The following is a 25870-nucleotide window of genomic DNA, read 5'->3' on the forward strand; positions in this document are numbered from 1 at the left end:
GACTTGAATCGAAATACGCATCCGATCGATGTGCACTGCGTTTCGAGCCGGGATAGAGACTATCAAAGGTCACTACCCATTCTCCAAATCGGCTGCTCAGAGCCCTGATAACCGCCCTCGACCGCCCCCGGGGCCCGCTCGGACACCATCGCGTGAACGCAGAACCCGCGCTTCGTCGGCCGCAGAGCATGCAGCAGACTTCTGTGTCGTGAGCGTTCTCGAACTTCGCAGACGCCGATGAAGGTGCTGCTCGTTCCCCAGGGCAACCGGGCCGTGCTGATCCGCCTCGACGAGGACGGCTCCCCGTCCGGCGGCAGTTCCCCTGCCGAGGAGGTGACCGACGATCTGGTGGGCTCCGTGGCCGCTGTCGAGCGAGAGCACGCTCCCCGTTGGGTGTGGGAGGACACGAGCCGCATCTACCCGCGACTGCTCGACGGAGGGGTGCGGGTCCGGCGCTGCCACGATCTCGCCCTCGTCGGTGCCATTCTGGCGATGCGAACGGGGCGCACCACGACACCGTCCACACCCGCAGACCTGCGACCCGGATTGTTCGACGCCGACCCGCATGCCGATCCGGTGGCAGTGCTCGCCGACTACCGCCGTCAGAGCGAGGAGATCGGTGACGATCGGGCGCTGCAGCTGTTGGCGGCCGCCGAGTCGGCCGGAGGTCTGGCCGCGGCGGAGATGACCTTCGACGGATTGCCGTTCTCGGCCGCTGCGCATCGGCGGCACCTCGACGCGACCCTCGGTGCGAGGCCGGTCGACGGATCGACTCCTCCTGCGTTGGTGAAGCTCGAGAACGAGATCTCGTCGGTGTTCGGGCGCCGCGTGAACCCCGGTTCACCCGCAGAGGTGGTCGCCGCGTTCGCGCGCGCCGGTATCGAGCTCACATCCACTCGAGCACACGTGATCCGAGACATCGACCATCCTGCGGTGCCGCTGTTGCTTCGCCACCGAGATCTGTCGAAACTGCACAGCACCAACGGGTGGACGTGGCTGGACGCGTGGGTTCGCGGAGATCGTTTCCGGCCGGTCTACGTGCCGGGGGCCGTCGTCTCCGGCCGCTGGGCGAGCCGGGGCGGTGGGGGTCTGCAGATCCCGAAACCCCTGCGCGCCAGCGTGATCGCCGACTCGGGGTACACCTTCGTCGCCGCCGACGCCGGCCAGCTCGAGCCCCGCATTCTCGCCGCGATGTCGGGTGACCCACGCATGGTCGCCGCTGCGGGAACAGCGGATCTCTATGCCCCCGTCGCGGCCGAGTCGTTCGACGGTGATCGTGCGCACGCCAAGGTCGCTGTTCTCGGAGTGCTGTACGGCGCGACGTCGGGTGAGGCTCGTGCGTTGCTGACCCGCCTACGCGCCAGATTCCCCGACGCGGTGGCGGTCGTGGAAGAGGCGGCGCGGGCCGGCGAGCGGGGCGAGGTGGTCCGGTCGTGGCTGGGCCGAGCGTGCCCTCCCCCTACGCCGCAATGGTGGTCCACCGGTGACGCCCACGCGCGTGGCCGATTCACGCGCAACTTCGTGGTGCAGGCGACCGCAGCCGAGTGGGCGCTGTGCCTGTTGGCAGATCTGCGCGGGCGATTGCGGTCGAGCAGAAGTGAGTTGGTGTTCTTTCAGCACGACGAAGTAGTCGTGCATTGTCCACTCGGAGACGCACCGTGGGTGTCCGAGGCCGTTGCGGCGGCGGCAGAGTCGGCTACGCGTCTGATGTTCGGCGACACGGCAGTGCTCTTCCCGATGGAGACCAGGATCGACCGCTTCTACGGTGCCCCGGCTGCCGAGCCGGAGTTCGGGCCAGAGTCCGACTGAGCGCTCGGTGGGTCCTCGAACGTCACGTCTATTTCCTCGAACGCAGTACTGCGCTGCGCTTCTGCCTGTCCGGTGTAGGTGAGTTTGTCACCTTCGGTCAGGTCGACGTCGTCGGTGAACGGGGCCAGAAGGGCCCGCGGGAACAGCCTGTCGACACGAACCACGTTGATCTCGATGCAGATCACGATCGATACCGAGGTCACGTACAGAAAGGCCAACAGCCCGAGCACGACCGCAAAGACACCGTTCGTCACCGTCGCACTTGCAGCGACGTACTTCACGTACACACCGCCGAAGGTCTGCAGCAGCTGCCACGTCAGACCGGCTGCTATGGCTCCCGGGAGTACCTGTCCGATCGACACCGCTCGCACTGTGGCGAGCCGAAACGCAACGACGAACACCCCGACGTACAGCAGCGTTCCGATCACGAACACGACGAGACCGGATTCCGGGCCGAAATATCCTGCAGCACTGAGCACATTGAGTGCGGTGATCGCCAGTACCGCCAGACCCACGGTGCTCAGCAAACCCAATCCCCGCACTCGGGCTCGAATGGGATCGGGCCGAAGATTCTTCGGTACGGCCCATGCGGTGTTCATCGCGTTCTGCAGCGCAACGGACACGCCGAGTCCGCCGTACAGCGACCCGAGGATACCCACCGTCAGACCGACCGTGCCGCCACCTATCCGTTCGGGACGCCCCAGTTCTTCCCCGATCGCCGGGATCTGACCGAGTGCCGAGTTCAGGATCTGTTGTTGCAACTCCGGGTTGCCCATCAACACGATGCCCAGAATCACGGAGAAGAGCAGTAGCGCAGGAAAGAGCGAGACGAATGCGTAGTACGTGATCAGCGCGGCCAGGTAACCACCCTGATCGTCGACGAACTTGTAGACCACCGCAATCGGAAATCCGAGAACCGGACGCCTGCGCTGCAGTCGATCCAGTCGGTCGGTGACGCTCATGTGCGAAAGTCTCCGACCGACCTCGACGGCCGACGTCGCACCGCCGTCACGCGATAAGGGTACGTGCGGCGGTCAGACGAGCGAGGGTCCTCTCGCGGCCGAGAAGTTCCATGGACTCGTACAGCGGCGGGCTGATGTGGGAGCCGGTGACTCCCACCCGAACCGGCGCGAAGGCCTTGCGGGGCTTGAGTTCCATCTTCTCGATGAGCGCGTCCTTGAGGGCGACTTCCAGCTCGGCCGTCGACCAATCCGTCACTGCGGTCAGTGCTTCGATGGCGGCGTCGAGTACCGGTGCCGCGTCTGCGCCGAGATTCTTGGCCGCCGCTGCAGGATCGATCTCGAACTCCGCGTCGTCGACGAAGAGGAACTTCAGTAGGCCCCACGCATCCGACAGCACGACGATGCGCGTCTGCACCAGATCCGCCGCGACAGCGAACATCTTCTCGTCGACCGGCTCGGTGAGATGCCCTCGAGCAACGAGGAATTCGCGTAACCGTGCCGCGAAGTCGTCTGCAGCCAACATCCTGATGTGCTCGGCGTTGATCGCGTCGGCCTTCTTCTGGTCGAAGCGCGCAGGGTTGGAATTGACCGACGAGATCTCGAACGCCGCCACCATCTCGTCGAGCGAGAACACGTCGTGATCGTCGGAGATGCCCCACCCGAGAAGCGCCAGGTAGTTCAGCAGCCCCTCCGGGACGAAGCCTCGGTCGCGGTGGATGAAGAGGTTCGATTCGGGGTCACGCTTGGACAGCTTCTTGTTGCCCTGGCCCATCACGAACGGCAGATGTCCGAACTCCGGGGTGCGGTCGGCCACACCGATTCGGATCAGGGCCTCGTACAGTGCGAGCTGTCGAGGCGTCGACGACAACAGGTCCTCGCCGCGCAGCACGTGCGTGATCTTCATCAGTGCGTCGTCGACCGGATTGACCAACGTGTACAGCGGAACTCCGTTGCCGCGAGTCAAGGCGAAGTCCGGTACGGTCCCCGCCTTGAACGTGGTCTCGCCGCGTACGAGGTCGTTCCACGTCAGATCGTGATCGGGCATGCGCAGCCGCACGACGGCCCCGCGTCCCTCGTCGAGGAATCCCTGCCGCTGCTCCGGCGTCAGGTCGCGGTCGAAGTTGTCGTAGCCGAGCTTGGGGTCACGCCCGGCGGCCTTGTGCCTCGCTTCGACTTCCTCGGGCGTCGAGAACGACTCGTAGGCTTCGCCTGCATCGAGCAGTTGCTGTACGACAGCCACATGCTGGTCGCGTCGCTGCGACTGGCGGTAGGGCTCGTAGGGACCGCCCACCTCGGGGCCCTCGTCCCAATCCAGACCGAGCCATCGCAGCGCGTCGAGCAACGCTGCGTAGGACTCCTCGGAATCGCGAGCGGCGTCGGTGTCCTCGATCCGAAAGACGAAGGTGCCGCCGTGATGTCGCGCGAACGCCCAGTTGAACAGGGCGGTGCGGACCAGACCGACGTGCGGTGTGCCGGTGGGCGACGGGCAGAACCGAACGCGGACATCTGCTGCTGTGGTCATCGTTGTCCTACTTCTTCGCTGCGACTGGGTTGGTCAAGGTACCGATTCCCTCGACGGTGATCGACACACTGTCTCCGTCGGTGATGGGGCCGACACCCTCGGGCGTTCCGGTCAGAATGACGTCTCCGGGCAGCAGGGTCATCACCGCGGACACCCACTCGATGATCTTCGGAACATCGTGCAGTAGAAGCGAAGTACGACTCTGCTGCTTGACGACGCCGTCGACCTCGGTCTTGATCTCGAGGTCGGAAGGATCGAGGGACGTCTCGATCCACGGCCCGAGGGGGCAGAACGTGTCGTGCCCCTTCGCCCGGGTCCATTGCCCGTCGTGCTTCTGATGGTCGCGTGCCGAGACGTCGTTGGCGACGGTGTATCCGAGCACCACGTCGTACGCCTTGGAGGCGGGCACGTCCTTGCACGGACGACCGATCACGATGGCGAGTTCGCCTTCGTAGTGCACCTCGTTCGACGACGGCGGCAGCACGATGGCCGCACCCGGACCGACGATGGAGGTGTTCGGCTTGATGAAGATGACAGGAGTCTCCGGCGCTTCACCACCCATCTCGGCGGCGTGCGCGGCGTAGTTCTTACCGATGGCGATCACCTTGCTGGCGAGGATCGGTGCGAGCAGTCGCACGTCGGCCAGTGGCCACGATCGACCCGTGAACGTCGGTGTGCCGAAGGGATGTTCGGCAATTTCCTTCGCCGTCCGGGCATCCCCCTCACCTTCGATACTCACGAATGCCACACCATCAGGACTTGCAATTCGACCGAGACGCATGTCGAAAGTCTATCGACCGCCGTTCTCCGCACGCCGATGCCGTCCTGTCCGTCGATCTTTCGCCGGTGTAATGTTTCGATCTGTATCCAGATAGCAAGATTACGTGTTCACATAGTGAGACGAGAGGCCCGAATGAGCGCCACGAAGCAGCTGTCCAGTATCGGCGAGACGCGACGGTGGTTCATGCTCGTGCTCGGGATGCTCGCGCAGACTGCCGGTGCCGTCTTCATCAACGGTGCTGCATTTCTCATTCCCGCCCTGCACGACGACCGGGGACTCGGACTTGCGACCGCAGGATTCGTGGTTGCGATGCCGACCGTGGGCATCATGCTGACCCTCATCGCGTGGGGCGTGCTCGTCGACCGCATCGGCGAACGTCTCGTTCTGGTGATCGGGCTCGGGCTCACCGCTGCCGCGAGCCTGGCTGCGGTGGTCAGCACGTCCATTCCGGCGCTCGCCGCCCTGCTGTTGATCGGCGGTATGTCTGCGGCCAGCGCGAACAGCGCGAGCGGACGCGTCGTGGTGGGGTGGTTTCCGCCGCACCGTCGTGGGCTGGCCATGGGCATCAGACAGATGTCGGTTCCCCTCGGCGTGGCCGTCGCGGCACTGACCATCCCGCCTGTCGCGCGTGACCACGGCGTCGGCGCGGCCCTGCTCGTGCCTGCTGCCGTCTGCGCTGTGAGCGCTCTGCTGTGCCTGTCCGTGGTCGACCCTCCCCGTCCGAACCGCACCGATGCGGCGGCGCAGGGTCTGCTCGACAATCCGTACCGCAACAGCAGCCAACTGTGGCGCATTCACGCCACGTCCATCCTGTTGGTGGTGCCGCAGTACGTGGTGTGGACGTATGCGCTCGTGTGGCTGATGACCGACCGAGGCTGGACGGCCGCGGCCGCGGGTGTCCTCGTCACGCTGACCCAGATTCTCGGCGCACTGGGTCGGATGAGCGTGGGCGCGTTGTCCGATCGTGTCGGTAGCCGCATGCGGCCTTTGCGGTGGGTGGCCGTGACGGCCGCTGCCAGCATGCTCGGGCTCGGCATCGCCGACTGGTTCGACTCCCCCGCCGCCATCGTCCTGCTCGTCGTCGCGTCCGTTGCCACCGTTGCCCCGAACGGCCTCGCGTTCACTGCTGTCGCGGAAATCTCGGGACCGTATTGGAGCGGACGCGCTCTCGGGGTACAGAACACGAGCCAGTACGTGTTCGCTTCGGCTGTACCGCCGGTGTTCGGGGCGATCGCGGCCATCAGCTTCCCCGTGGCGTTCCTGGTCTCGGCGGTCTTTCCCGCGCTCTCCGTACCGATCGTGCCCGACGATCCAGCACCCGAGCCCACGGACGAGACGTCCGACACCGGTGCAGACCGCGCCGGCTGACGTGCCCAAGGGGTGACCTGCCCGTGATACACGACATGCCACGGTGGGCTGTCGGCCCACCGTGGCATGTCGTGGCGTGAGAGTTACAGGCGAGCGGCGATCCGAGCGCCGATCTCTTTCGTCGACGCGGTCGTGGTTCCCCGCTCGGCGAGATCCGCTGCGACAGCGGCTTCTACTCGCGCGGCCCCCGCCGCGTCGCCGAGATGAGCGAGTAGCAAGGACACCGACAGGATGGCAGCGGTCGGATCGGCCTTCTGCTGTCCCGCGATGTCGGGCGCGCTACCGTGCACCGGCTCGAACATGCTGGGATTGGTACCGGTGGCGTCGATGTTTCCACTTGCGGCCAAACCGATTCCGCCGGTGACGGCAGCCGAGAGGTCGGTCACGATGTCGCCGAACAGATTGTCGGTGACGATCACGTCGAACCGGCCGGGATCGGTGACGAGGTGGATCATCGCGGCATCGATGTGCTGATACGCGACCTCGACGTCCGGGAAGTCCGCCGAGACTGCCTCGACCGTGCGGGCCCACAGGCTACCGGCGAACGTGAGCACGTTGGTCTTGTGCAACAGCGTCAGGTGCTTCCTGCGGGTCAGCGCCCGCTCGAAACCGTTGCGCACCACCCGCTCCACGCCGTAACGAGTGTTGACGCTGACCTCGGTGGCCACCTCGTGCGGTGTACCGACGCGCAGTGCACCACCGTTGCCGGTGTACGGCCCCTCGGTACCCTCCCGAACGACGACGACATCGATCTTCTTGTCCCCGGCCAGCGGACCGACCACGCCCGGGTACAACTTGGCCGGCCGCAGATTGATGTGGTGATCGAGCTCGAATCGCGCCCGCAGCAACAGCCCACGCTCGAGCACACCACTGGGCACCGACGGATCGCCGATGGCTCCCAACAGAATTGCGTCGTGCTCACGCAGTTCTGCCAACACCGAATCCGGCAGCAACTCTCCGGTGGCGTTGTAGCGCCGCGCCCCGAGGTCGTACTCGGTCTTCTCGGCTCCGGGTGCGACCACGTCGAGAACGGCAAGCGCTTCGGCGACGACCTCCGGTCCGATTCCGTCCCCGGCGATGACGGCCAGCTTCATTTCACTCCTCGTAGTTCGTGTCGGTCCGATCGGCTGCGAGCGATCAGGACAGGTCGACCAGCTCGATGGTGGAGGCACCCACAGCGGTGGCGATGCTCGCACTGAGTTCCGCCGGAACGTCCTTGTCGACGCGCAGCAGAATCGTTGCGCCGTCGCCCTCGGAGTCCTGACTCAGTGCTGCGGCCTGGATGTCGATTCCGGCGTCGCCGAGCAGAGTGCCGATTCGACCCAGGCTGCCGGGCTGATCCGCGTAGTTGACGATGAGGTTCTTGCCCTCGGCGCGGAGGTCGAAGTTGCGGCCGTTGATGTTGACGATCTTCTCGACCTGCGAGGTGCCCGTCAGAGTGCCGGCAACGTTGAGGACCGATCCGTCACCGTAGACGGCGCGAATGTCGACGACACTGCGGTGGTTCTCGCTCTCGGGAGCGGTGGTCACTTCTGCTGTGACACCGCGCTCCTCGGCCAGCGACGGAGCGTTGACGAACGTGACCGAATCCTCGATGACGGCCGAGAACAGTCCGCGCAGCGCGGACAGTTTCAGGATCTGCACGTCCTCGCTCGCGAGTTCGCCCCGAACGTCCACCGACAACGAGGTGGGCAGCTCGTCGGACAGGGCTCCGAGCAGCACACCCTGCTTACGCACGATTTCGAGCCACGGCGATACCTCTTCGCCGACGGCCCCACCCTTGACGTTGACCGCGTCGGGCACGAATTCGCCTGCGAGAGCCAGCAATACGGACTTGGCCACATCGGTGCCCGCTCGGTCTTGCGCTTCGGTGGTCGATGCCCCGAGGTGGGGAGTGACGACGACCTGCGGCAGCTCGAACAACGGGCTGTCGGTGCACGGCTCGGAGGCGTAGACGTCGATGCCCGCGGCGAACACGTGACCGGAGGTGATGGCGTCGGCCAGTGCCTGCTCGTCGACCAGTCCACCGCGTGCGGCGTTGACGACGATGACCCCGGGCTTGGTCTTGGCGAGGGCTTCCTTGCCGATGATGCCCTTGGTCTCCGGCGTCTTCGGCAGGTGCACCGAGAACATGTCGGCCCGCTCGAGCAGCTCGTCCAGGCTCACCAGTTCGATACCGAGCTGCGCCGCGCGCGCTGCCGAGACGTAGGGATCGTAGGCGATGATGTGGGTCTCGAACGCGGCCAGACGCTGCGCGAACAGCTGGCCGATTCGGCCGAGTCCGACGACGCCGACGGTCTTGCCGAAGATCTCGACACCGTTGAACTTGCTGCGCTTCCACTCGTGCTGACGCAGGGTGGCGTCGGCAGCGGGGATCTGGCGCGCGGCGGCGAGAAGCAACGTCACCGCATGCTCGGCGGCCGTGTGGATGTTGGAGGTCGGTGCGTTGACGACGAGGACGCCGCGCTCGGTGGCTGCGGGTACGTCGACGTTGTCCAGGCCGACACCGGCGCGCGCGACGATCTTGAGGTTGGTCCCGGCAGCGAGCACCTCGGCGTCGACCGTGGTCGCGGACCGCACGAGAATGGCGTCGGCCTCGGGAACCGCAGCGAGCAACGCGGGGCGATCCGGACCGTCGACCCAGCGAACCTCGACGCCGTCGCCCAGTGCCTCGACGGTGGACGGCGCAAGTTTGTCGGCGATCAGAACGACAGGACGGCCTGGCTGGCTCACGTGAAAAACTCCCTATATCGGTTCGAGACGTGGTCGGAAAAATTCGGCGGGCTGTGCAGCACGAACAGTTTAGAGGTCCGAGACGTCACACGGTGACGCCACCGGACTCACGCACCGAAGGGCACCCCCGGCAATCCAGGGGTGCCCTTCGATCAGATTGCGTGACAACGCGATTCGATGAGAATCAGGCCGTCTCGGTGATCGGGCGGTCGACCCAGCTCATGAGGTCGCGCAGCTTCTTGCCGGTGACCTCGATGGGGTGCTCGGCGTTGGCCTTGCGCAGGCCTTCGAGCTCGGTGTTGCCGTTCTCGACGTTGGCGACGAGGCGACGGGTGAATTCGCCCGACTGGATGTCGGCCAGGATGGCCTTCATGCGCTCCTTGGTGCCTGCGTCGATGACGCGCGGTCCGGAGAGGTACCCACCGAACTCCGCGGTGTCGGACACCGAGTAGTTCATGCGGGCGATGCCGCCCTCGTACATGAGGTCGACGATGAGCTTGAGCTCGTGCAGCACCTCGAAGTACGCCATCTCGGGTGCGTAGCCGGCCTCGACCATGACCTCGAAGCCCGTCTTGACGAGTTCTTCGGTGCCGCCGCACAGCACGGCCTGCTCACCGAACAGGTCGGTCTCGGTCTCTTCCTTGAACGTGGTCTTGATGACGCCTGCGCGGGTGCCGCCGATGCCCTTGGCCCACGACAGCGCGAGGGCCTGGCCCTCACCCTTCGGGTCCTGATCGATGGCGATGAGCGCGGGAACACCCTTGCCGTCGACGAACTGACGACGCACGAGGTGGCCGGGGCCCTTGGGGGCAACCATGCCGACGGTCACGAACTCCGGAGCCTTGATCAGGTCGAAGTGAATGTTGAGGCCGTGGCCGAAGAACAGCGCGTCGCCGTCCTTCAGGTTGGGCTCGATCTCCTCGGAGAAGATCTTGGCCTGAGCGGTATCGGGTGCGAGCACCATGATCACGTCGGCCCACTCGGACACCTCTGCGGGAGTTCCCACCTTCAGGCCCTGCTCCTCCGCCTTGGCGCGGGACTTCGAGCCTGACGCCAGGCCGATGCGAACATCGACGCCGGAGTCGCGCAGGCTGAGCGAGTGCGCGTGGCCCTGGCTTCCGTAGCCGATCACAGCGACCTTGCGGCCCTGGATGATCGACAGATCAGCATCGTCGTCGTAGAACATCTCGACTGCCACTGGTTGTACCTTTCCTCTTGGGTTTTACGCATGTTCGTCACCGGGGCCGCTAACGCGACGCAGTGATCGATTTCGGTCCACGTCCGACGGCAACGACTCCCGACTGAACTATTTCTCGAATTCCATAGGGGTCCAACATCTTCAGCAACGCGTCGAGCTTGGAGCGGGTGCCCGTCGCCTCGACCGTCACCGCCTCGGGAGAGACGTCGATGACCTTGGCGCGGAACAGATTCACCGTTTCGATGACCTCGCTCCGAACGCTGGCATCGGCGCGGACCTTGATCAGGACCAACTCGCGCGCCACCGAGGAATCGTCGTCCTGCTCGACGATCTTGATGACGTTGATCAGCTTGTTGAGCTGCTTGGTCACCTGCTCGAGCGGGAACTCGTCGACCGTCACCACGATCGTCATGCGCGAGATATCGGGAATCTCGGTGCCGCCGACGGCGAGTGAGGAGATGTTGAAGCCGCGGCGCGAGAACAACGCGGCCACGCGCGCCAACACACCTGGCTTGTCCTCGACGAGAACGCTGAGGGTATGGCTGGTGCTCACAGGTCCGTGCCTTTCGCGTCGTTGTTCATCGGGTGCGGTGCCTGCTCGCGTTCCATCGCGTCGTCGAGTCCTGGCTCACTGCCCACGGTCTCGTCCTCGTCGAACAGCGGACGGATGCCGCGGGCGGCCATGATCTCGTCGTTACCCGTTCCGGCGGCCACCATCGGCCACACCTGGGCGTCGGCACCGACGATGAAGTCGATGACGACCGGACGATCGTTGATGGCGCGTGCCTGGGCGATCACCGCATCCACGTCCTCTTCCCGCTCGCATCGCAAACCGACGCAGCCCAACGCCTCGGCCAGCTTGACGAAATCGGGGATGCGCACGGCACCGTGAGTTCCGAGATTGGTGTTGGAGTAGCGCTCCTCGTAGAACAGGGTCTGCCACTGCCGAACCATGCCGAGGTTGCCGTTGTTGATGAGCGCGACCTTGATCGGGATTCCCTCGACCGCGCAGGTAGCAAGCTCCTGGTTGGTCATCTGGAAGCAGCCGTCGCCGTCGATGGCCCACACCTCGGCGTCGGGCAGGCCCATCTTGGCTCCCATGGCGGCCGGAACCGCGTACCCCATCGTGCCGAGACCACCGGAGTTGAGCCACGTGCGCGGCTTCTCGTAGTTGATGAACTGAGCGGCCCACATCTGGTGCTGGCCGACGCCTGCGCAGTAGATCGCGTCGGGACCGGCGAACTTGCCGACCGAGGAGATGACGAACTCGGGAGACATGGAACCGTCGGACGGACGGTCGTAGCTCAACGGGTACGTCTTGCGGATGCCGTCGAGGTAGACCCACCACTGCTCGAGGTCGAGAGTCGTTCCGGTGGCGCGATCTGCCCGCAGGGCCTCGATCAGCTCGGTGATGACCTCGCCGCAGTCGCCCACGATCGGTACGTCCGCGTATCGGTTCTTGCCGATCTCGGCCGGGTCGATGTCGGCGTGGATGACCTTGGCATCGGGAGCGAAGGACGAGAGCTGACCGGTGACGCGGTCGTCGAACCGGGCACCGAGCGTGATCAGCAGGTCGCTGCGCTGCAGAGCGGCGACCGCCGCGACGGTGCCGTGCATACCGGGCATGCCCAGGTTCAGCTGGTGGGTATCGGGAAATGCCCCGCGCGCCATCAGCGTCGTGACGACCGGGATACCGGTCAGTTCGGCGAGCTCGAGCAGTTCTGCCGAGGCGTTGGCCTTGATGACGCCGCCGCCGACGTACAGCACCGGCTGCTTGGCATCGGCGATGTAGCGTGCCGCTTCGCGAACCTGCTTGCCGTGCGGCTTGGTGACCGGGCGGTAGCCGGGCAGCCGCATTTCCGGTGGCCACGAGAACGTGGTCTGCGCCTGCAGCACATCCTTCGGGATGTCGACGAGGACGGCACCGGGACGACCCGACGCGGCGATGTAGAACGCCTCGGCCATGATGCGCGGGATGTCCGCACCGTCGGTGATCAGGAAGTTGTGCTTGGTGATGGGCATCGTGATACCCGAGATGTCGGCTTCCTGGAACCCATCGGTACCGATGAGGCTGCGGGCGACCTGACCGGTGATCGCGACGATGGGAACCGAGTCCATCTGCGCGTCGGCCAACGGGGTGACGAGGTTGGTCGCACCCGGGCCGGACGTCGCCATGCAGACGCCGACCTTGCCGGTCGCCTGGGCGTAGCCGGTGGCGGCATGACCCGCACCCTGCTCGTGGCGAACGAGCACGTGGCGCACCTTGACGGAGTCGAAGAGCGGGTCGTAGACCGGGAGAACCGCGCCACCGGGAATGCCGAATACGGTGTCGACGTCGAGTTCTTCGAGAGCTCGTACGACCGACTGTGCGCCGCTGACCTTCTCGGGTGCGACGTGGCGTCGCGATCCGTTGGTCGCCGCGTCTGCGGACGGGTTGCTGGTCGACGGGCTCGTGGCTGTCCCCGACTTACGTGTCGTGGGCCCTGGGCGTGCGGTTGGTGCGCTCACTGATTGCTTCCTCAGGAATGTGAAATTGCTGGGCGATCTCTGGGCAAGAAAAAACCCCCGTCAGCGTGAGCTGTACGAGGGTGGCGCGTCGATGCGAGTTTGAACAACCGGCTCAGGCGTTGACGCGCCGGCCGATTACGAGTATCCAATTCCGCTTCACGCACTGAACGGTAGGCGCGCGCACAGGGAAGAGTCAAACTCGTCACGACGCAATCCCATTATGTGAGATCGCGTAGATGCAATGCGAAGATGAATGGGTGTCGTCTTCGCAGCAGTCCGAACCACCTCGGCCATCATCCCACACCGGTTCCGAGCAACCGAACAGTGCCGACGGGCCACCGCCGTCGAGCAGGCAGGTCATCCGCCTCCCGCGTCTGGCCCTGATCGGCGTCGGGTTGCTCCTGTTCAGTACCTCTCTGCCTGCAGCGAGCTGGCCCGCCGCACTGGGCTGGCTGCTGATTCTGCCGATCGTCGCGTGCATCTGGGTGCTGCGTGTGCGCACCGTCATCACCCCCGAGGCGATCACGGCCCGCCGTTTCATCGGCTCCGACGTCATCGAGTGGGAGTCCGTGGTCGGACTGCACTTCCCCGATCGCCGCTGGGCACGCGTGGTGCTCACCGACAAGACGGAGAAGTCACTTCCGCTCGTGCGGTTCGATCGGCTCCCCCAACTCGCGGCCGCCAGCGGCGGTCGCATCACCGACCCCTATGCCGCGGCAGCTGCGGCGGAGGATCAGGCACGCGCAGAGGCCGAGAATGCCGAGCACGACGACGAACAGGCACCGAAGGATCGCTGACGAGGGGCCGAGTAACCTCCTCGTTGCGATCACCGCTGCAACGAACGAGGAACTGCACTATGCCGCCGCTACGCTCACGGGTCACCACTGTCGGACGCAATGCTGCGGGCGCGCGCTCGCTGTGGCGCGCCACCGGAATGACCGATTCGGATTTCGGTAAACCGATCGTCGCCATCGCGAACTCGTACACCCAGTTCGTACCCGGCCACGTTCACCTGAAGAACGTCGGCGAGATCGTCGCCGACGCCGTCCGCGCGGCAGGCGGAGTCCCTCGCGAGTTCCACACCATCGCCGTCGACGACGGAATCGCCATGGGGCACGGGGGCATGCTGTACTCGCTGCCCAGCCGCGAGATCATCGCCGACTCGGTCGAGTACATGGCCAACGCCCACACTGCGGACGCACTCGTGTGCATCTCCAACTGCGACAAGATCACCCCCGGCATGCTCAACGCGGCCATGCGATTGAACATCCCGGCGGTGTTCGTCTCCGGTGGGCCGATGGAGGCCGGTAAAGCGGTGGTCGTCGGAGGGGTCGCGCAGGCACCCACCGACCTGATCACCGCGATCTCTGCCAGCGCGAACGATGCCGTATCCGAAGAGGGCCTGGACGAGGTCGAGCGCAGCGCGTGCCCTACATGCGGGTCCTGCTCGGGCATGTTCACCGCCAACTCGATGAACTGCCTCACCGAAGCGCTCGGGCTGGCGTTGCCCGGCAACGGCTCCACTCTGGCCACCCACGAGGCCCGCCGCGCCCTGTTCACCCGGGCCGGCACGACCATCGTCGAGGCGGCGATCAAGTACTACCGGGACGAGGACGAGTCGGTGCTGCCCCGCAACATCGCCACCCCGGCGGCATTCCGCAACGCGATGGCACTGGACGTGGCGATGGGCGGCTCGACCAACACCGTGCTGCACACGCTCGCGGCGGCGCAGGAGGGCGAGGTCGATTTCGATCTCGACACCATCGACGGCATCAGCCGCAAGGTGCCGTGTCTGGCCAAGGTGTCCCCCAATTCGGATTACCACATGGAAGACGTGCACCGGGCGGGTGGAATTCCCGCCCTGCTGGGTGAACTGCGGCGTGCGAATCTGCTCGAGACCGACGTCTCGACCGTCCACACGAAGAGCTTCGACGAGTGGCTCGACACGTGGGACATCCGCTCCGGTGCCGCATCCGACGAGGCGATCGAGCTGTTCCATGCCGCTCCCGGCGGTGTCCGAACCGTCGAACCGTTCTCCACGAGCAATCGCTGGTCCTCCCTCGACACCGACGCCGCGGGTGGTTGCATCCGCGATCTAGAACACGCCTACACGGTCGAGGGCGGTCTGGTGGTGCTGCGCGGCAACATTGCCGTCGACGGCGCGATTCTGAAGACCGCGGGCATCGACGAGGACCTCTTCTCGTTCCAGGGACCTGCGCTGGTCGTCGAGTCTCAGGAAGAAGCCGTCTCGGCCATCCTGCAGAAGAAGATCCAACCCGGTGACGTGCTCGTCGTGCGGTACGAGGGACCCAAGGGTGGACCGGGAATGCAGGAGATGCTGCACCCGACCGCGTTCCTCAAGGGTGCCGGTCTGGGCAAGGTCTGTGCCCTGATCACCGACGGACGGTTCTCCGGCGGTACGTCGGGCCTGTCCATCGGACACATCTCCCCCGAGGCTGCGGCCGGCGGCGTGATCGGCCTCGTCGAGAACGGCGACCAGGTCCGCATCGACGTCGCCACGCGCACGCTCGAGATCCTCGTCGACGAGGAAACTCTGGAGACTCGACGCGCGAAGATGCTCGCGTCCGAGCGGCCGTGGCAGCCGGTCGACCGACAGCGCACGGTCACGACGGCGCTGCGCGCGTACGCCGCACTGGCGACATCCGCGGACAAGGGTGCTGTGCGCTACGTGCCCTGAGCAGATTAAAAGACATGTGAGTGGTTCCTCGTAGCAGGGTACGAGGAACCACTCACATGGTTGGTTGTCGACCGGATCAGCGGACGACCGGATTCGCTCCGTTGAGGAAGATCCAGATGCACACGCCCGCAGCGATTCCCACCGCGAGTGCGAGGAACGATCCGATGCGCGGGCGGGTCGCCCAACCGCGGCGGCCGTCGAACGCGATCTTTCCGGGTCCGGTGAGAATGATGGCCGCGGCCGCGAAGCCGAGAACGGTTTCGTACTCCACGCCGGTGGCACCGGAGAACTGCAGCCCCGGCTCCGCCACCTGCTTGAAGCACCAGGCGTTGATGATGGTCGCCAACACAGCTGCACCGGCCAGCGGCGTCGCCAGTCCCAGGATCAGCAGTGCGCCGCCGAGGGTTTCGCCGGCCGCGGCCGCGATGGCGAGGATCTCCGGGTATCGGAACCCGGACTCCTCCAGGAGATTCTGAAATCCGTCCAGCCCGGGACCGTTCCACAATCCGACGAGCTTCTGCAGTCCGTGCCCGAGGAACACTGCTCCGATGGCGACGCGTAGGACGAACAGGCCCAGATCGGTGGTGCCGCGTCGGGCCGGAACTTCCACGGTCTCGGTGCGCACCGGGGCTGCCGGGGCAGCGACCGTCGAATCGGAGGACTCACCGAGATACTCCGTCGGACGATCCGAGTACGCGTTCGAGGTGGCACCGGCCGTCGTAGCCGTCGTCGGCGTCTGGGTCGGCGAGTCGGCGAAAGCCGACGGACGGTACGTCGGGATCTTCTCTGTCGGTGCCGCATCGGTGCTCCGCTTGTCGGATGCGGAGGAATGCGGGAAGTCCAACTCGTCGTCGGTTCGGGGCAGACGATCCGAACGCTGCGCACCGAACGCTGTGGTCGATGCACCGGACGCGTCGGAACCCGAACGCGTGGGCGAAATCTTCTCGGTGGGGTTGTCGTACGGGCTCTCGGCCGGTTCGTACGAGGGATCCTGCTGGTTGGGGTCACGCGGTGTATCGGTCACCTCCCCACACTAAGGCCGACAACCCCGCGCCACCGACGTTGACGCTCACGGCCGCGTGGCGCGTCGGACTCGACGTTCCGTAACGTTCGAACCATGAAGCCGCTCGGAGCATCGTCACGAACTGCCCGCGCGGCTGTGGTCGCCCTGTCGACGACGGCTGTTCTGCTCGCCGGGTGCGCCCGATTCGACGATTCCAACTCGTCCCCGTTCACCCCCGCGCCGGATGTCGGAGCTGCCGAGCTCAAACCCACCACTCCCAGCGAGACCTCGCCCCCGGCGGGTCCGAACGCCCCGCAGCCCGTATCGGGACCGTGCGTGGATCCCGACCCGGCAGTGATCGCCACCTGCCTCGACACCACGGGCGGACTCGTAGCTCTTCCCGACGGCCAGAGCAGCCTCGTGGCAGAACGCAGGACCGGCCGCATCATGGAGGTCACCGCAGGCCGGACGCCACAGCAGGTGGCCACGATCCCCGTCGACGGCACGGGCGACGGAGGTCTGCTGGACATCGCACTTTCGCCCACGTACGCAGAGGACAAACTGCTCTACGCGCTGATCACGACGGCGTCGGATACGCGGGTCGTTCGGCTCGCGCAGGGGGACGTACCCAAGGATATCTTGACCGGAATCCCCCGCGGGGCCGCGGGAGTTCGAGGTTCCCTCGAGTTCTACACGCCGAACGAACTTCTGGTGTTGACCGGCGACAACGGCGATCCCGTCGCCGCCGCCAACCCGAACTCGTTGTCCGGCAAGCTGTTACGCGTGACATCACTGTCGCCCACTCCCACTCCCCCGCGTCCGGATATCGCGCTCAGTGGCATCGGTACAGCGGGCGACGTGTGCACCGACGGCAGCGGCAACATCTACGTCACCGACCGCACCGCCACCGAGGATCGCCTGCAGCGCATCGACAAGCTGGGAGCAGTGTTCTCCCCGGTGTGGACCTGGCCCGACCGTCCGGGTGTGGCCGGGTGCGCCGCCGGTCAGAGCGGCGTCGCGGTTGCCCTCACCACAGCGAAAGCTGTTGCAGCACTGGCCACGGACCCGAATACCGGAGCCGTGTCCGCCGAGCCGACCCTGTTGATCCAGGACAAGTACGGGCAGTTGAACGGGGCGACCAGCACGAGCGACGGTCAGATTCTGGTGGGGACGGTGAACAAGAACGGCACTGCCGTCGGCCCCACCGACGACCGCGTCGTCAAGGTGCCGTTCCCTGCCGGCGGTGGTGGCGGCTTCGACTGATCCGACAGCTCCTTCGAACGACCAGGGCGGCCGGGCAGCAATCGCTGCCCGGCCGCCCTGCTCATGCGTCGATCAGGACTGACCGCACGCCGCCAGCACGAGTTCCTTGACTCGGGCGGCATCGGCTTGTCCCCGCGTCGCCTTCATCACCGCGCCGACGATGGCGCCGGCGGCCTGGACCTTGCCACTGCGAATCTTGTCCACCACACCGGGGTTCGCGGCAAGTGCTTCGTCGACGGCGGCTTGGAGCTTGGTGTCGTCCTTCTCCAACACCAGGTTCCGCGCCGACATCACCTCTGCGGGCTCGCCCTCACCGGCCAAGACGCCGTCCACGATCTGACGGGCACCGTTGTTGTTGACCTTGCCGTCGGCCACCAAGGCTGCCACCTCGGCCACCTGAGCCGGAGTGATCGCCAGATCCCCCAATTCGACGCCGGCGATGTTGGCCTGCTGCGCCAGGTAGGACACCCACCACGACCGCGCAGCCTGCGCCGACGCGCCCGCGTCGACGGTCGCCGCCACGAGTTCGAGAGCACCCGAGTTGACCAAGTCGCGCATTTCCTCGTCGGAGACGCCCCAGTCCTTCTGAATTCGCCCGCGGCGCAACCACGGCAGCTCGGGCAGAGTGGCTCGCAGCTCCTCGATCCACGCCGCATCCGGGGCCACGGGAGCGAGGTCGGGCTCCGGGAAGTAGCGGTAGTCCTCCGCGGTCTCCTTCTTCCGGCCCGCCGTGGTGGTGCCGTCGGACTCCTGGAAATGTCGGGTTTCCTGCGTCACCTCGCCGCCGGATTCGAGCACTGCAGCCTGACGGCGCATCTCGTAGCGCACGGCGACCTCGACGCTCTTGAGCGAGTTGACGTTCTTCGTCTCGGTGCGAGTACCGAACTCGGTGGCGGACTTCCGCATCAACGAGACGTTGGCATCGCAACGCAACGAACCCTGATCCATCCGCACATCGGAGACGTTCAGCGACTTCAACAGGTCACGCAATGCGGTCACGTACGCCCGCGCCACCTCCGGGGCCCGCGCCCCGGTACCGGTGATGGTCTTGGTCACGATCTCGACCAGGGGCACACCGGCACGGTTGTAGTCGAGCAACGAATGCGATGCGCCCTCGATTCGTCCGGTTGCGCCACCGACGTGCGTCGACTTGCCGGTGTCTTCCTCCATGTGGGCACGCTCGATCTCGACGCGGAACGTGCTGCCGTCGTCGAGCACGACGTCGAGGTAACCCTCCGTGGCGATCGGCTCGTCGTACTGCGAGATCTGGTAGTTCTTCGGCTGATCCGGGTAGAAGTAGTTCTTCCGCGCGAACCGTCCCCACGGAGTGATCGAGCAATTGAGCGCCAGCCCGATACGGATCGCCGACTCCACCGCAGCAGCGTTGACCACCGGCAGTGCGCCGGGGAGGCTCAGGCACACCGGGCACACCTGCGTATTGGGCTCCGCACCGAACGCGGTGGGGCAACCACAGAACATCTTGGTGGCCGTACCCAACTCGACGTGGACCTCCATGCCGAGCACGGGGTCGAACGTGGCGAGCACATCGTCGTAATCGATCAGATCGACGGTTGCAGCAGTCATGCTCCGTAGTTTATGCATTGCATTCGCCACCCGAGTAACCACGTGTCCTCGGGCACCGATCGCTTCGGGGTCAGCCGAAGAACGCTGCTGCGTCGTCGTACCGGGTCTGAGGGACCCGCTTGAGTTGCTTGGTGGCCTCGGCCAACGACACCAGGCCGATCTCGGCACCGCGCAGCGACACCATCTTTCCGAAGTCTCCGGAATGCGCGGCATCGGTGGCGTTGACACCGAATCGCGTTGCGAGCACACGGTCGTACGGAGTGGGAGTGCCGCCGCGCTGCACGTGACCGAGCACCGTGGTGCGTACCTCTTTGTTGATGCGACGTTCGATCTCGACGCCGAGCTGATGTGCGACTCCGGTGAATCGGACGTGCCCGAATTCGTCGATACCGCCGTCGAGCAATTGCATCGACCCTTCGACGGGCTTGGCCCCTTCGGCCACGACGCAGATGAAGTGGGAGTCGCCCCGCTGAAAACGCTTGCGCACCAACGTGCATACCTCTTCGACGTCGAAGGGCTGCTCCGGGATGAGAGTCATGTGCGAGCCCGAGGCCAATCCCGCGTGCAACGCGATCCAGCCTGCGTGTCGCCCCATCACCTCCACCAGCATCACTCGCTGGTGCGATTCGGCGGTGCTGTGCAGTCGGTCGATCGCATCGGTGGCGATGGTGAGCGCCGTGTCGAAGCCGAATGTGACGTCGGTGCAATCGATGTCGTTGTCGATCGTCTTGGGGACACCGACCACCGGTACACCCTCCTCCGACAGCCACGCAGCTGCCGTCAGAGTTCCTTCACCGCCGATCGGAATCAACACGTCGATGCCGTTGTCCTCGAGGGTCTGCTTGACTCGGTCGAGACCGGCCCGCAGCACGTCGGGGTTGGTTCGAGCCGTCCCGAGCATGGTGCCGCCCTTGGTGAGCAGACGGTCGTTGCGGTCGTCGTTGCGCAGCTGGACCCGACGGTCTTCGAGAAGCCCGCGCCATCCGTCCTGGAATCCGACGACCGTGGAGCCGTATCGCGCGTCGGCGGTGCGAACGACAGCGCGGATCACCGCATTGAGCCCTGGGCAATCGCCGCCTCCGGTCAGAACTCCGATGCGCATCGATTTTGGCCTCTCTGCTCGCAGGCCCGCGGAGCGGACCGAAGTGACGAACATCAGCCTAATCGGGCGTGGGTCCCCGCGCGCGCCGGTACCGGTCGGCCTCACTTGGGCGTGACGACACCGGTTTCGTAGGCCAGCACGACCGCCTGCGCGCGGTCGCGTAGCCCGAGCTTGCTCAGCACCTTGCCCACATGGGTCTTGACCGTCTGTTCGGCCAAGAACAGCGCACCTGCAATTTCCGCATTGGACATACCGGTCGCGATCAGTTCGAGAACCTCGCGCTCGCGCGGCGTCAGATCGGCCAGGCGCGAAGGAGTGTTCCTCCGCGCACCGCGACGAGTCGTGACGTCGGAGATGAGCCGTCGGGTCACCGACGGTGCCAGCAGCGCATCGCCGGCCGCGACGACCCGTACGCCTCTGATCAGTTCCTCGGCCGGCGCGTCCTTGAGGAGGAATCCGCTGGCCCCGAGAGCCAGGGCCTCGTAGACGTAATCGTCGATGTCGAAGGTCGTCAGCATCAGGACACGGACCGGCGACGCGTGCGACGCGGACAGGATCGCGCGGGCCGCGTCGAGCCCGTTCATCTCGGGCATGCGCACGTCCATCAGCACTACGTCCGGCAACAGCCGCGCTACCTCGCTGACCGCGGTGCGACCGTTGTCGGCGTCGCCGACGACCGAGATGTCGTCCTGAGCGCCGAGCAGTGCACCGAACCCCTGCCGCACCATCGCTTGATCGTCGGCGATGAACACCGTTGTAACCACGCGTGACAGCCTAAACCGCGTCGCCGGCGTCAGCCGTTGCCGGCGGAGTCGACATTCCGGTCGGCACACGAACCGCAACCTCGAACCCACCGCCGGGCAGAGGGGCGGCATGCAGCCGGCCGTGTGCGGCCTGCGCTCGCTCGCGCATTCCCGCGATTCCGTGCCCGCCGCAATCGCTTCCGGGAGTGCGGGAGATGCTCGGGTTCGGAGCCGGTGCGTTGACCACCGTCATGTCCACGACGGCAGGGCCGATCGCGATATCCACCTCCACCTCGGCTTCGGGCGCATGGCGCGCGGCATTGGACAGCGATTCCTGCAGAATACGGAACAGGGCCAGTCCTGTTGTCTCCGAGACCGATTCGACGGTACCGGCGATGGCCCACCGCACATTCATGCCCGCTCTGCGACTTGCCTGCAATGTGCGTTCGAGATCCAGTGCACTCGGCGCGGGCGCGTCCTGCATCTGCGCTCCATCGCTACGCAGTACCCCGAGCATCCCCCGGATCTCGTTGAGCGCCTCGCGTGCACTCGCGCCGATCGACTCGAATTCTCGAGCCGCGGCCGGTGACACGTCGTCCAGTCGGTACGGCGCACTCTGGGCCTGAACGACGACCATCGACATGTGGTGTGCCACGACGTCGTGCAGATCGCGGGCGATCTTCGCCCTCTCCTCGAGAATCGTGCGGCGAGTGCGTTCGAGTTCGCTGACCTCCTCCTGCTGCGCGAGCTGCCTGCGCGAAAGAACGAGCCACCGGATCAGCAGCCCGAACACGACCACGGCAGTCAGGCCCACCGACCACCCGATTCCGTCGGAGCCCGGCATGTACGCGAAGAACACCAGCATGCTGGCCAACCACGCCACCAACAGCACCTGCGCCGGAGAACGCAGCGCGACCGCGAACAGCAACGCCAACAGGACGAGGATGTGCACCACTTGCCACGGGTAGTCGTAATCCGGAACGCGGTCGAACGCCGCCGGAATCACCAACGCGGACAGCGCCGATACCGCCCACCCCATCGCGGGATTGAGTCTGATCAGAGCGAACGGAAACGCTGCCAACGCTGCGACGAACGGTAGCAACGGAACCGAAACCTGATGCGTGACCGTCAGTGTCGGCCACGCGATCGAGTACAGAATTGCCGTCACCGCGATGATCAGCACGTCGACCGAACGGACGCCGCCGATCTGCTCGGGCACCCGGCGCCGAGCACGTACCCCGAGTTCGAGACTCGTCGACCTTTTCTTTCGCACGTCTCGAGCCTAGGCAGCATCGACCGCCGGCGTCCTCGTACCGGGGTATCGGTTCGGCATGGCTCGGAGGTATCAGGACCGCGTCGAACCGGTCCCGGGGGCACTCACCACAGCCGAACCTCGGAGCGATGCTTGCCTCGGCCGGCCGAACTTAGCGTCGATCCTCATGAGCCGGAACATATCTCGCACCCTGATGTGCGTGGCAGCTGCCATCGTCGTCGTGACCGCCACGACGGGAGCAGCAACGTCGTCACCCACCGAGGACCGTCGCTCCCCCGTGGCACAGACCGTTCGTGCACTGGTCACCGAACCCGCCGAGGACGCTGCGTCGACCATCCCGAGCGACTTCGCAGACGTCATGGGCTACCGGCCCGCGGTGCAGGACGGGATGGCGAGCAATCCCGGCGGGGATTGCTCGTCCCCGATCCCACTGCCACCCGAGTTCGAGGCTGCGTGCCGAGCCCACGACCTGGGCTACGACCTCCTCCGTTACGCGAACGCGACGGGCACGACCGTCGACCCACAGTGGCGCAGGGCGATCGACGCCCAACTCGACAGTCGCATGCACGACGCCTGTCACCATCGCACCGACGACGGGTCCCGGCAGATCTGCGACGCAGCTGCGGTCGTGGCGGCAACGGCAGTCGACCTCAATTCCTGGCGACAATCGTTCGGTGCACCGGTCGCCGAACCCGCCATGCCCCTGACACTGTTCGGAGCCGTGCTGGCGCTGACGCTGCTGATCGCGTCCGTTGTCGCGCGGTACCGACGTGTGTCGATGACCCCGACCCGCACGGACCGACGCTGATGTCCACCACGGCCATCCCGGACCGCGAGGTCGAGACCCCAGTCGCATCGGATGTCGAGTCGCCCAACCGTCTTCGCTTGCCGAGACTCGGCACGTCGGTGTCCGTTGCAGCGGCTGTGGCGATCTCCTCGGCTCCGTCACTTCTGCCCCGCTCCGCCGTCACTGCGGCCCTGTTCACCGGATTCATGGTGGCACTCGCTCTGACGGTCGCATGTGCGGGCCGACGGGTGTTCGGGCCACGACGGCCCGCGTCGCTACGGCTACGAGCGTGGACCGTCGTCACTGCTGCATTGATCTCGGGCGTCGCGTTGGCCTCGAACATGCACTGGCAGAATCGATTACGAGCCGCGATGGACGTCGAGCCGGTGAGCTGGAGCTACGCCGTCGACGTTACCGGGGGTGCCCTGTGCGTTGCGCTCGTACTGTGCGGAGCCGGTAGCGCGCTCCGGCGAATCTTCTCCGCTCTGGGCCGGAACCGTTGCGTGGCACTGCTCGTCACGGTCGCTGCATTGTCGTACACCCTGGCCGTTCCGTTCGTGCGGTCCACTCTGTCGGCCTCGTACTCGGCCTCGAACTCGGCGATGGACGACGCAGTGGCCGCCCCGACATCGGAGACGAGATCCGGCGGTCCCGGATCCTCGGCACCGTGGCGCACGCTGGGACGCGAGGGCCGCGCGTTCGCGTCGGGAGGGCAGGATCTCGACACCGTACGCACGTACGTGGGACTCGAGTCGGCCGCGACACCGGACGAGCGTGTGGCACTGGCCGTCTCCGAGATGGAACGGGCTGGAGCCTTCGAACGCAGCGTCGTCGTGGTCGCGATTCCCACCGGGTCCGGCTGGGTGGACGAGAATGCGATCACCGGGGCCGAAAGAACGTTCGGCGGTGACGTCGCGACGGTGGCGGTGCAGTACTCCGACAAGCCAAGTTGGGCGACCTTCCTGTTCGCCGAGGACGACGCCCGCCGGTCCGCGAACGCCGTGGTTCGAGCGGTCGCCACACGAGCGGCGGCGGAGCCGACCACACCGAAAGTCGTCGTGTACGGCCAGAGCCTGGGTTCGGTTGCAGGAAGTGATGCGTACCTTGCCGTGCAACAGAACATTTCGTCACTCTGCGGGGCTGTCTGGGCCGGCCCGCCCGCGGGATCGGTCGACACCGACGGTGCCGCCGTCCTGGCCAACTCCTCGGACCCCGTCGCGCGATGGTCTCTCGATCTGTTGTGGTCGCCGCCGGATACGACGACGTTCACGATCGACGCCCCACGGCCGCCGTGGTTGCCTGTCGTCGGCTTCCTGCAGACGTCCGTCGACCTGCTCGCCGCATTGGATGTCACGTCGGGCCACGGCCATCGATACGGGACCGACCAAGGCGAGGCCATGGCTCGCTGCCGCTAACGAGAGGGGCCGCCGGAAAAGGGAGTGCTGGTCCGTCAGCCGAGCAGACCGAGCCGATTGCCGAGCCAGTCCATCTCCTGATCGAGCGCCGGCGCCCAGACCTGCATCGAGTGTCCTCCCGGCAGCTCGCTGTAGTGCACATCCATGCCCGCGGCGGCGGCTGCCCGGTAGGCCCGCTCGGTCTGCGGCCTGAACTCCTCGTCGTCGGCTCCGACGACGAAGGCACCGGCAGAGTCGGGAAAGCTGTTGCGGGAGAGCACGTTCAGCGGCGTAGAACGATCGAACCGATCCTCGTCGGCCGGTGTGTCCGCCCCGTACGCAGCAAGGACCGACTCCGCTCTGGTGCCACGACGTTGTTCGTCCTCACCGGAGATGTCGAGAAATGTGGGGTACGCCGACGGGTCCGTCGTCGCGAGCTGAAGGGCGCAGGTTCCGCCGTAGGAGTACCCGCCGACCGCCCAGGATCGCGGGTCCGAGGACACGTGGAGGTTCGACCGAACCCACTGCGGGACATCGACTGTCAGATACGTCGCAGCATTACCGAGGTCCGAATCCATGCACATCGGGTTGGCTTCGGTGTCCCCCAGCCCGTCGGCAACGACGACAACCGGGGCGACGCCGCCGTGACGTGCCGCGAATGCGTCCATCGTCTGCGGTAGTCGGCCACCTTCGATCCAGTCGACCACATGGCCGGGCTGTCCCGTGAGCAACACCAGTACCGGGAGGTCGTCCGCCCCGTCGTCGTACGCGGCCGGGAGATAGACCGTCGCCGGACGAGCACGGAACTGCGACACCGTGCCGGGCACCTCCACGTCGAACAACCGGCCGTGTCCTTCGACGTGCACGACCGGCGCACGCCCGAGTGCCGACGCGGCCGTGGGGTACCGCGTCACCGTCAGGTTGGTCAGTACGGCGGTCGCCACCAGGAGCGCCGCTGCCAGGCCCAGTGCGCTCAGCCCACCGACGGGCGAGCCGAGCGGACGGCCACGGCGGATGCGAACCACGATCGCACCGGCGGCCACGATCGCCAGCACCGTGGCCGCCGCCAATCCGATGACCGGGACCGCTCCACCGAGCAAGGGCAGATGCGCCAACCGGGCGGCCCACCGATGCAGCACCTC

At 66.0% G+C, this 25870-nt stretch carries 21 protein-coding genes; 7 read left to right on the forward strand and 14 right to left on the reverse strand.

All coding sequences use genetic code 11. From position 1 onward, the window contains the following. The first annotated feature begins 237 nt into the window (after positions 1 to 237). The gene (locus tag JLZ96_RS03095; RefSeq protein ID WP_201009484.1) at positions 238 to 1809 is read left to right on the forward strand and encodes a bifunctional 3'-5' exonuclease/DNA polymerase; all 1572 of its coding nucleotides are present in this window, start codon (positions 238 to 240) and stop codon (positions 1807 to 1809) included. Here the strand turns inward: JLZ96_RS03095 and JLZ96_RS03100 are convergent. The 3 genes from JLZ96_RS03100 to JLZ96_RS03110 are packed head-to-tail and all read right to left on the reverse strand — an operon-like array spanning position 1761 to position 5074. Further along, positions 1761 to 2771, reverse strand: a complete 1011-nt coding sequence (locus JLZ96_RS03100) for a YihY/virulence factor BrkB family protein (RefSeq protein ID WP_201009485.1) — start codon at positions 2769 to 2771, stop codon at positions 1761 to 1763. The genes JLZ96_RS03095 and JLZ96_RS03100 overlap by 49 nt on opposite strands. A 46-nt stretch (positions 2772 to 2817) precedes the next feature. Then, positions 2818 to 4293 carry a glutamate--tRNA ligase gene (gene gltX / locus JLZ96_RS03105; RefSeq protein ID WP_032372644.1) on the reverse strand — a complete coding sequence of 492 codons (1476 nt, stop codon included), beginning with the start codon at positions 4291 to 4293 and terminating at the stop codon, positions 2818 to 2820. Between the two features lie 7 nt (positions 4294 to 4300). Further along, the gene (locus JLZ96_RS03110) at positions 4301 to 5074 is read right to left on the reverse strand and encodes a fumarylacetoacetate hydrolase family protein (protein ID WP_201009486.1); all 774 of its coding nucleotides are present in this window, start codon (positions 5072 to 5074) and stop codon (positions 4301 to 4303) included. Between the two features lie 132 nt (positions 5075 to 5206). On the opposite strand from JLZ96_RS03110, the gene JLZ96_RS03115 reads away from it, so the two are divergent. Next, positions 5207 to 6442: an MFS transporter gene (locus JLZ96_RS03115; protein WP_201009487.1), complete on the forward strand. Its 1236-nt coding sequence runs from the start codon at positions 5207 to 5209 to the stop codon at positions 6440 to 6442. 83 nt (positions 6443 to 6525) lie between these two features. On the opposite strand, the gene JLZ96_RS03120 is transcribed toward JLZ96_RS03115, so the two are convergent. From JLZ96_RS03120 to JLZ96_RS03140, 5 genes are all read right to left on the reverse strand, one after another. Then, positions 6526 to 7536: a 3-isopropylmalate dehydrogenase gene (locus JLZ96_RS03120; RefSeq protein WP_201009488.1), complete on the reverse strand. Its 1011-nt coding sequence runs from the start codon at positions 7534 to 7536 to the stop codon at positions 6526 to 6528. Positions 7537 to 7579: 43 nt separating this feature from the next. Continuing rightward, positions 7580 to 9175 carry a phosphoglycerate dehydrogenase gene (gene serA, locus JLZ96_RS03125; protein ID WP_027496645.1) on the reverse strand — a complete coding sequence of 532 codons (1596 nt, stop codon included), beginning with the start codon at positions 9173 to 9175 and terminating at the stop codon, positions 7580 to 7582. A gap of 184 nt (positions 9176 to 9359) precedes the next feature. Further along, entirely contained in the window at positions 9360 to 10361 is a 1002-nt protein-coding gene (gene ilvC, locus JLZ96_RS03130; protein ID WP_186439992.1) for a ketol-acid reductoisomerase, read from the reverse strand. 61 nt (positions 10362 to 10422) lie between these two features. Continuing rightward, entirely contained in the window at positions 10423 to 10926 is a 504-nt protein-coding gene (gene ilvN / locus JLZ96_RS03135; RefSeq protein WP_008717436.1) for an acetolactate synthase small subunit, read from the reverse strand. Continuing rightward, positions 10923 to 12881 carry an acetolactate synthase large subunit gene (locus tag JLZ96_RS03140; RefSeq protein WP_032366369.1) on the reverse strand — a complete coding sequence of 653 codons (1959 nt, stop codon included), beginning with the start codon at positions 12879 to 12881 and terminating at the stop codon, positions 10923 to 10925. The genes ilvN and JLZ96_RS03140 overlap by 4 nt, the downstream gene beginning before the upstream one ends. Before the next feature lie 257 nt (positions 12882 to 13138). Here JLZ96_RS03140 and JLZ96_RS03145 point away from each other — a divergent pair, with 257 nt between their 5' ends. Together JLZ96_RS03145 and ilvD are read left to right on the forward strand one after the other, a co-directional pair. After that, positions 13139 to 13678, forward strand: a complete 540-nt coding sequence (locus tag JLZ96_RS03145; RefSeq protein WP_179274019.1) for a PH domain-containing protein — start codon at positions 13139 to 13141, stop codon at positions 13676 to 13678. Positions 13679 to 13737: 59 nt separating this feature from the next. Beyond that, complete coding sequence (ilvD, locus tag JLZ96_RS03150) at positions 13738 to 15579, forward strand: dihydroxy-acid dehydratase (RefSeq protein WP_032370767.1); 1842 nt, start codon at positions 13738 to 13740, stop codon at positions 15577 to 15579. A gap of 76 nt (positions 15580 to 15655) precedes the next feature. Here ilvD and JLZ96_RS03155 read toward each other — a convergent pair whose 3' ends face one another. Then, positions 15656 to 16603 carry a DoxX family protein gene (locus JLZ96_RS03155; protein ID WP_032370766.1) on the reverse strand — a complete coding sequence of 316 codons (948 nt, stop codon included), beginning with the start codon at positions 16601 to 16603 and terminating at the stop codon, positions 15656 to 15658. 93 nt (positions 16604 to 16696) lie between these two features. On the opposite strand from JLZ96_RS03155, the gene JLZ96_RS03160 reads away from it, so the two are divergent. Continuing rightward, complete coding sequence (locus tag JLZ96_RS03160; RefSeq protein WP_027496640.1) at positions 16697 to 17845, forward strand: sorbosone dehydrogenase family protein; 1149 nt, start codon at positions 16697 to 16699, stop codon at positions 17843 to 17845. Positions 17846 to 17917: 72 nt separating this feature from the next. On the opposite strand, the gene gatB is transcribed toward JLZ96_RS03160, so the two are convergent. The 4 genes from gatB to JLZ96_RS03180 form a co-directional block, all read right to left on the reverse strand. Then, positions 17918 to 19429, reverse strand: a complete 1512-nt coding sequence (gatB, locus tag JLZ96_RS03165) for an Asp-tRNA(Asn)/Glu-tRNA(Gln) amidotransferase subunit GatB (protein ID WP_027496639.1) — start codon at positions 19427 to 19429, stop codon at positions 17918 to 17920. A gap of 70 nt (positions 19430 to 19499) precedes the next feature. Further along, entirely contained in the window at positions 19500 to 20531 is a 1032-nt protein-coding gene (locus JLZ96_RS03170; RefSeq protein ID WP_032366581.1) for an ATP-dependent 6-phosphofructokinase, read from the reverse strand. 101 nt (positions 20532 to 20632) lie between these two features. Beyond that, positions 20633 to 21295, reverse strand: coding sequence for a response regulator transcription factor (locus tag JLZ96_RS03175; protein WP_032366365.1), 663 nt, complete (start codon positions 21293 to 21295; stop codon positions 20633 to 20635). A gap of 10 nt (positions 21296 to 21305) precedes the next feature. After that, on the reverse strand, positions 21306 to 22493 hold the full coding sequence (locus JLZ96_RS03180; RefSeq protein ID WP_094622414.1) for a sensor histidine kinase: 1188 nt from the start codon (positions 22491 to 22493) through the stop codon (positions 21306 to 21308). Between the two features lie 220 nt (positions 22494 to 22713). On the opposite strand from JLZ96_RS03180, the gene JLZ96_RS03185 reads away from it, so the two are divergent. Both JLZ96_RS03185 and JLZ96_RS03190 read left to right on the forward strand, forming a co-directional pair. Then, complete coding sequence (locus JLZ96_RS03185; protein ID WP_032407037.1) at positions 22714 to 23355, forward strand: hypothetical protein; 642 nt, start codon at positions 22714 to 22716, stop codon at positions 23353 to 23355. Continuing rightward, positions 23355 to 24749, forward strand: coding sequence for an alpha/beta-hydrolase family protein (locus JLZ96_RS03190; protein ID WP_057474112.1), 1395 nt, complete (start codon positions 23355 to 23357; stop codon positions 24747 to 24749). Before JLZ96_RS03185 ends, JLZ96_RS03190 begins: the two co-directional genes overlap by 1 nt. A gap of 35 nt (positions 24750 to 24784) precedes the next feature. On the opposite strand, the gene JLZ96_RS03195 is transcribed toward JLZ96_RS03190, so the two are convergent. Next, positions 24785 to 25867 carry an esterase family protein gene (locus tag JLZ96_RS03195; RefSeq protein WP_052053330.1) on the reverse strand — a complete coding sequence of 361 codons (1083 nt, stop codon included), beginning with the start codon at positions 25865 to 25867 and terminating at the stop codon, positions 24785 to 24787. Between the last annotated feature and the right edge of the window lie 3 nt (positions 25868 to 25870).

It is taken from the genome of Rhodococcus sp. NKCM2511, assembly GCF_014905595.1.
GTDB classification, from domain to species: Bacteria; Actinomycetota; Actinomycetes; order Mycobacteriales; family Mycobacteriaceae; genus Rhodococcoides; species Rhodococcoides fascians.

Excerpts from the sequence above, each read along its gene's own strand:
- JLZ96_RS03115 (WP_201009487.1), top strand. The coding sequence starts at position 5,207 with ATGAGCGCCACGAAGCAGCTGTCCAGTATCGGCGAGACGCGACGGTGG.
- JLZ96_RS03095 (WP_201009484.1), top strand. The coding sequence starts at position 238 with ATGAAGGTGCTGCTCGTTCCCCAGGGCAACCGGGCCGTGCTGATCCGC.
- JLZ96_RS03160 (WP_027496640.1), top strand. The coding sequence starts at position 16,697 with ATGAAGCCGCTCGGAGCATCGTCACGAACTGCCCGCGCGGCTGTGGTC.
- JLZ96_RS03190 (WP_057474112.1), top strand. The coding sequence starts at position 23,355 with ATGTCCACCACGGCCATCCCGGACCGCGAGGTCGAGACCCCAGTCGCA.
- gatB (WP_027496639.1), bottom strand. The coding sequence starts at position 19,429 with ATGACTGCTGCAACCGTCGATCTGATCGATTACGACGATGTGCTCGCC.
- JLZ96_RS03110 (WP_201009486.1), bottom strand. The coding sequence starts at position 5,074 with ATGCGTCTCGGTCGAATTGCAAGTCCTGATGGTGTGGCATTCGTGAGT.
- ilvC (WP_186439992.1), bottom strand. The coding sequence starts at position 10,361 with ATGTTCTACGACGACGATGCTGATCTGTCGATCATCCAGGGCCGCAAG.
- JLZ96_RS03100 (WP_201009485.1), bottom strand. The coding sequence starts at position 2,771 with ATGAGCGTCACCGACCGACTGGATCGACTGCAGCGCAGGCGTCCGGTT.
- JLZ96_RS03170 (WP_032366581.1), bottom strand. The coding sequence starts at position 20,531 with ATGCGCATCGGAGTTCTGACCGGAGGCGGCGATTGCCCAGGGCTCAAT.
- gltX (WP_032372644.1), bottom strand. The coding sequence starts at position 4,293 with ATGACCACAGCAGCAGATGTCCGCGTTCGGTTCTGCCCGTCGCCCACC.
- JLZ96_RS03185 (WP_032407037.1), top strand. The coding sequence starts at position 22,714 with ATGAGCCGGAACATATCTCGCACCCTGATGTGCGTGGCAGCTGCCATC.
- ilvD (WP_032370767.1), top strand. The coding sequence starts at position 13,738 with ATGCCGCCGCTACGCTCACGGGTCACCACTGTCGGACGCAATGCTGCG.
- JLZ96_RS03120 (WP_201009488.1), bottom strand. The coding sequence starts at position 7,536 with ATGAAGCTGGCCGTCATCGCCGGGGACGGAATCGGACCGGAGGTCGTC.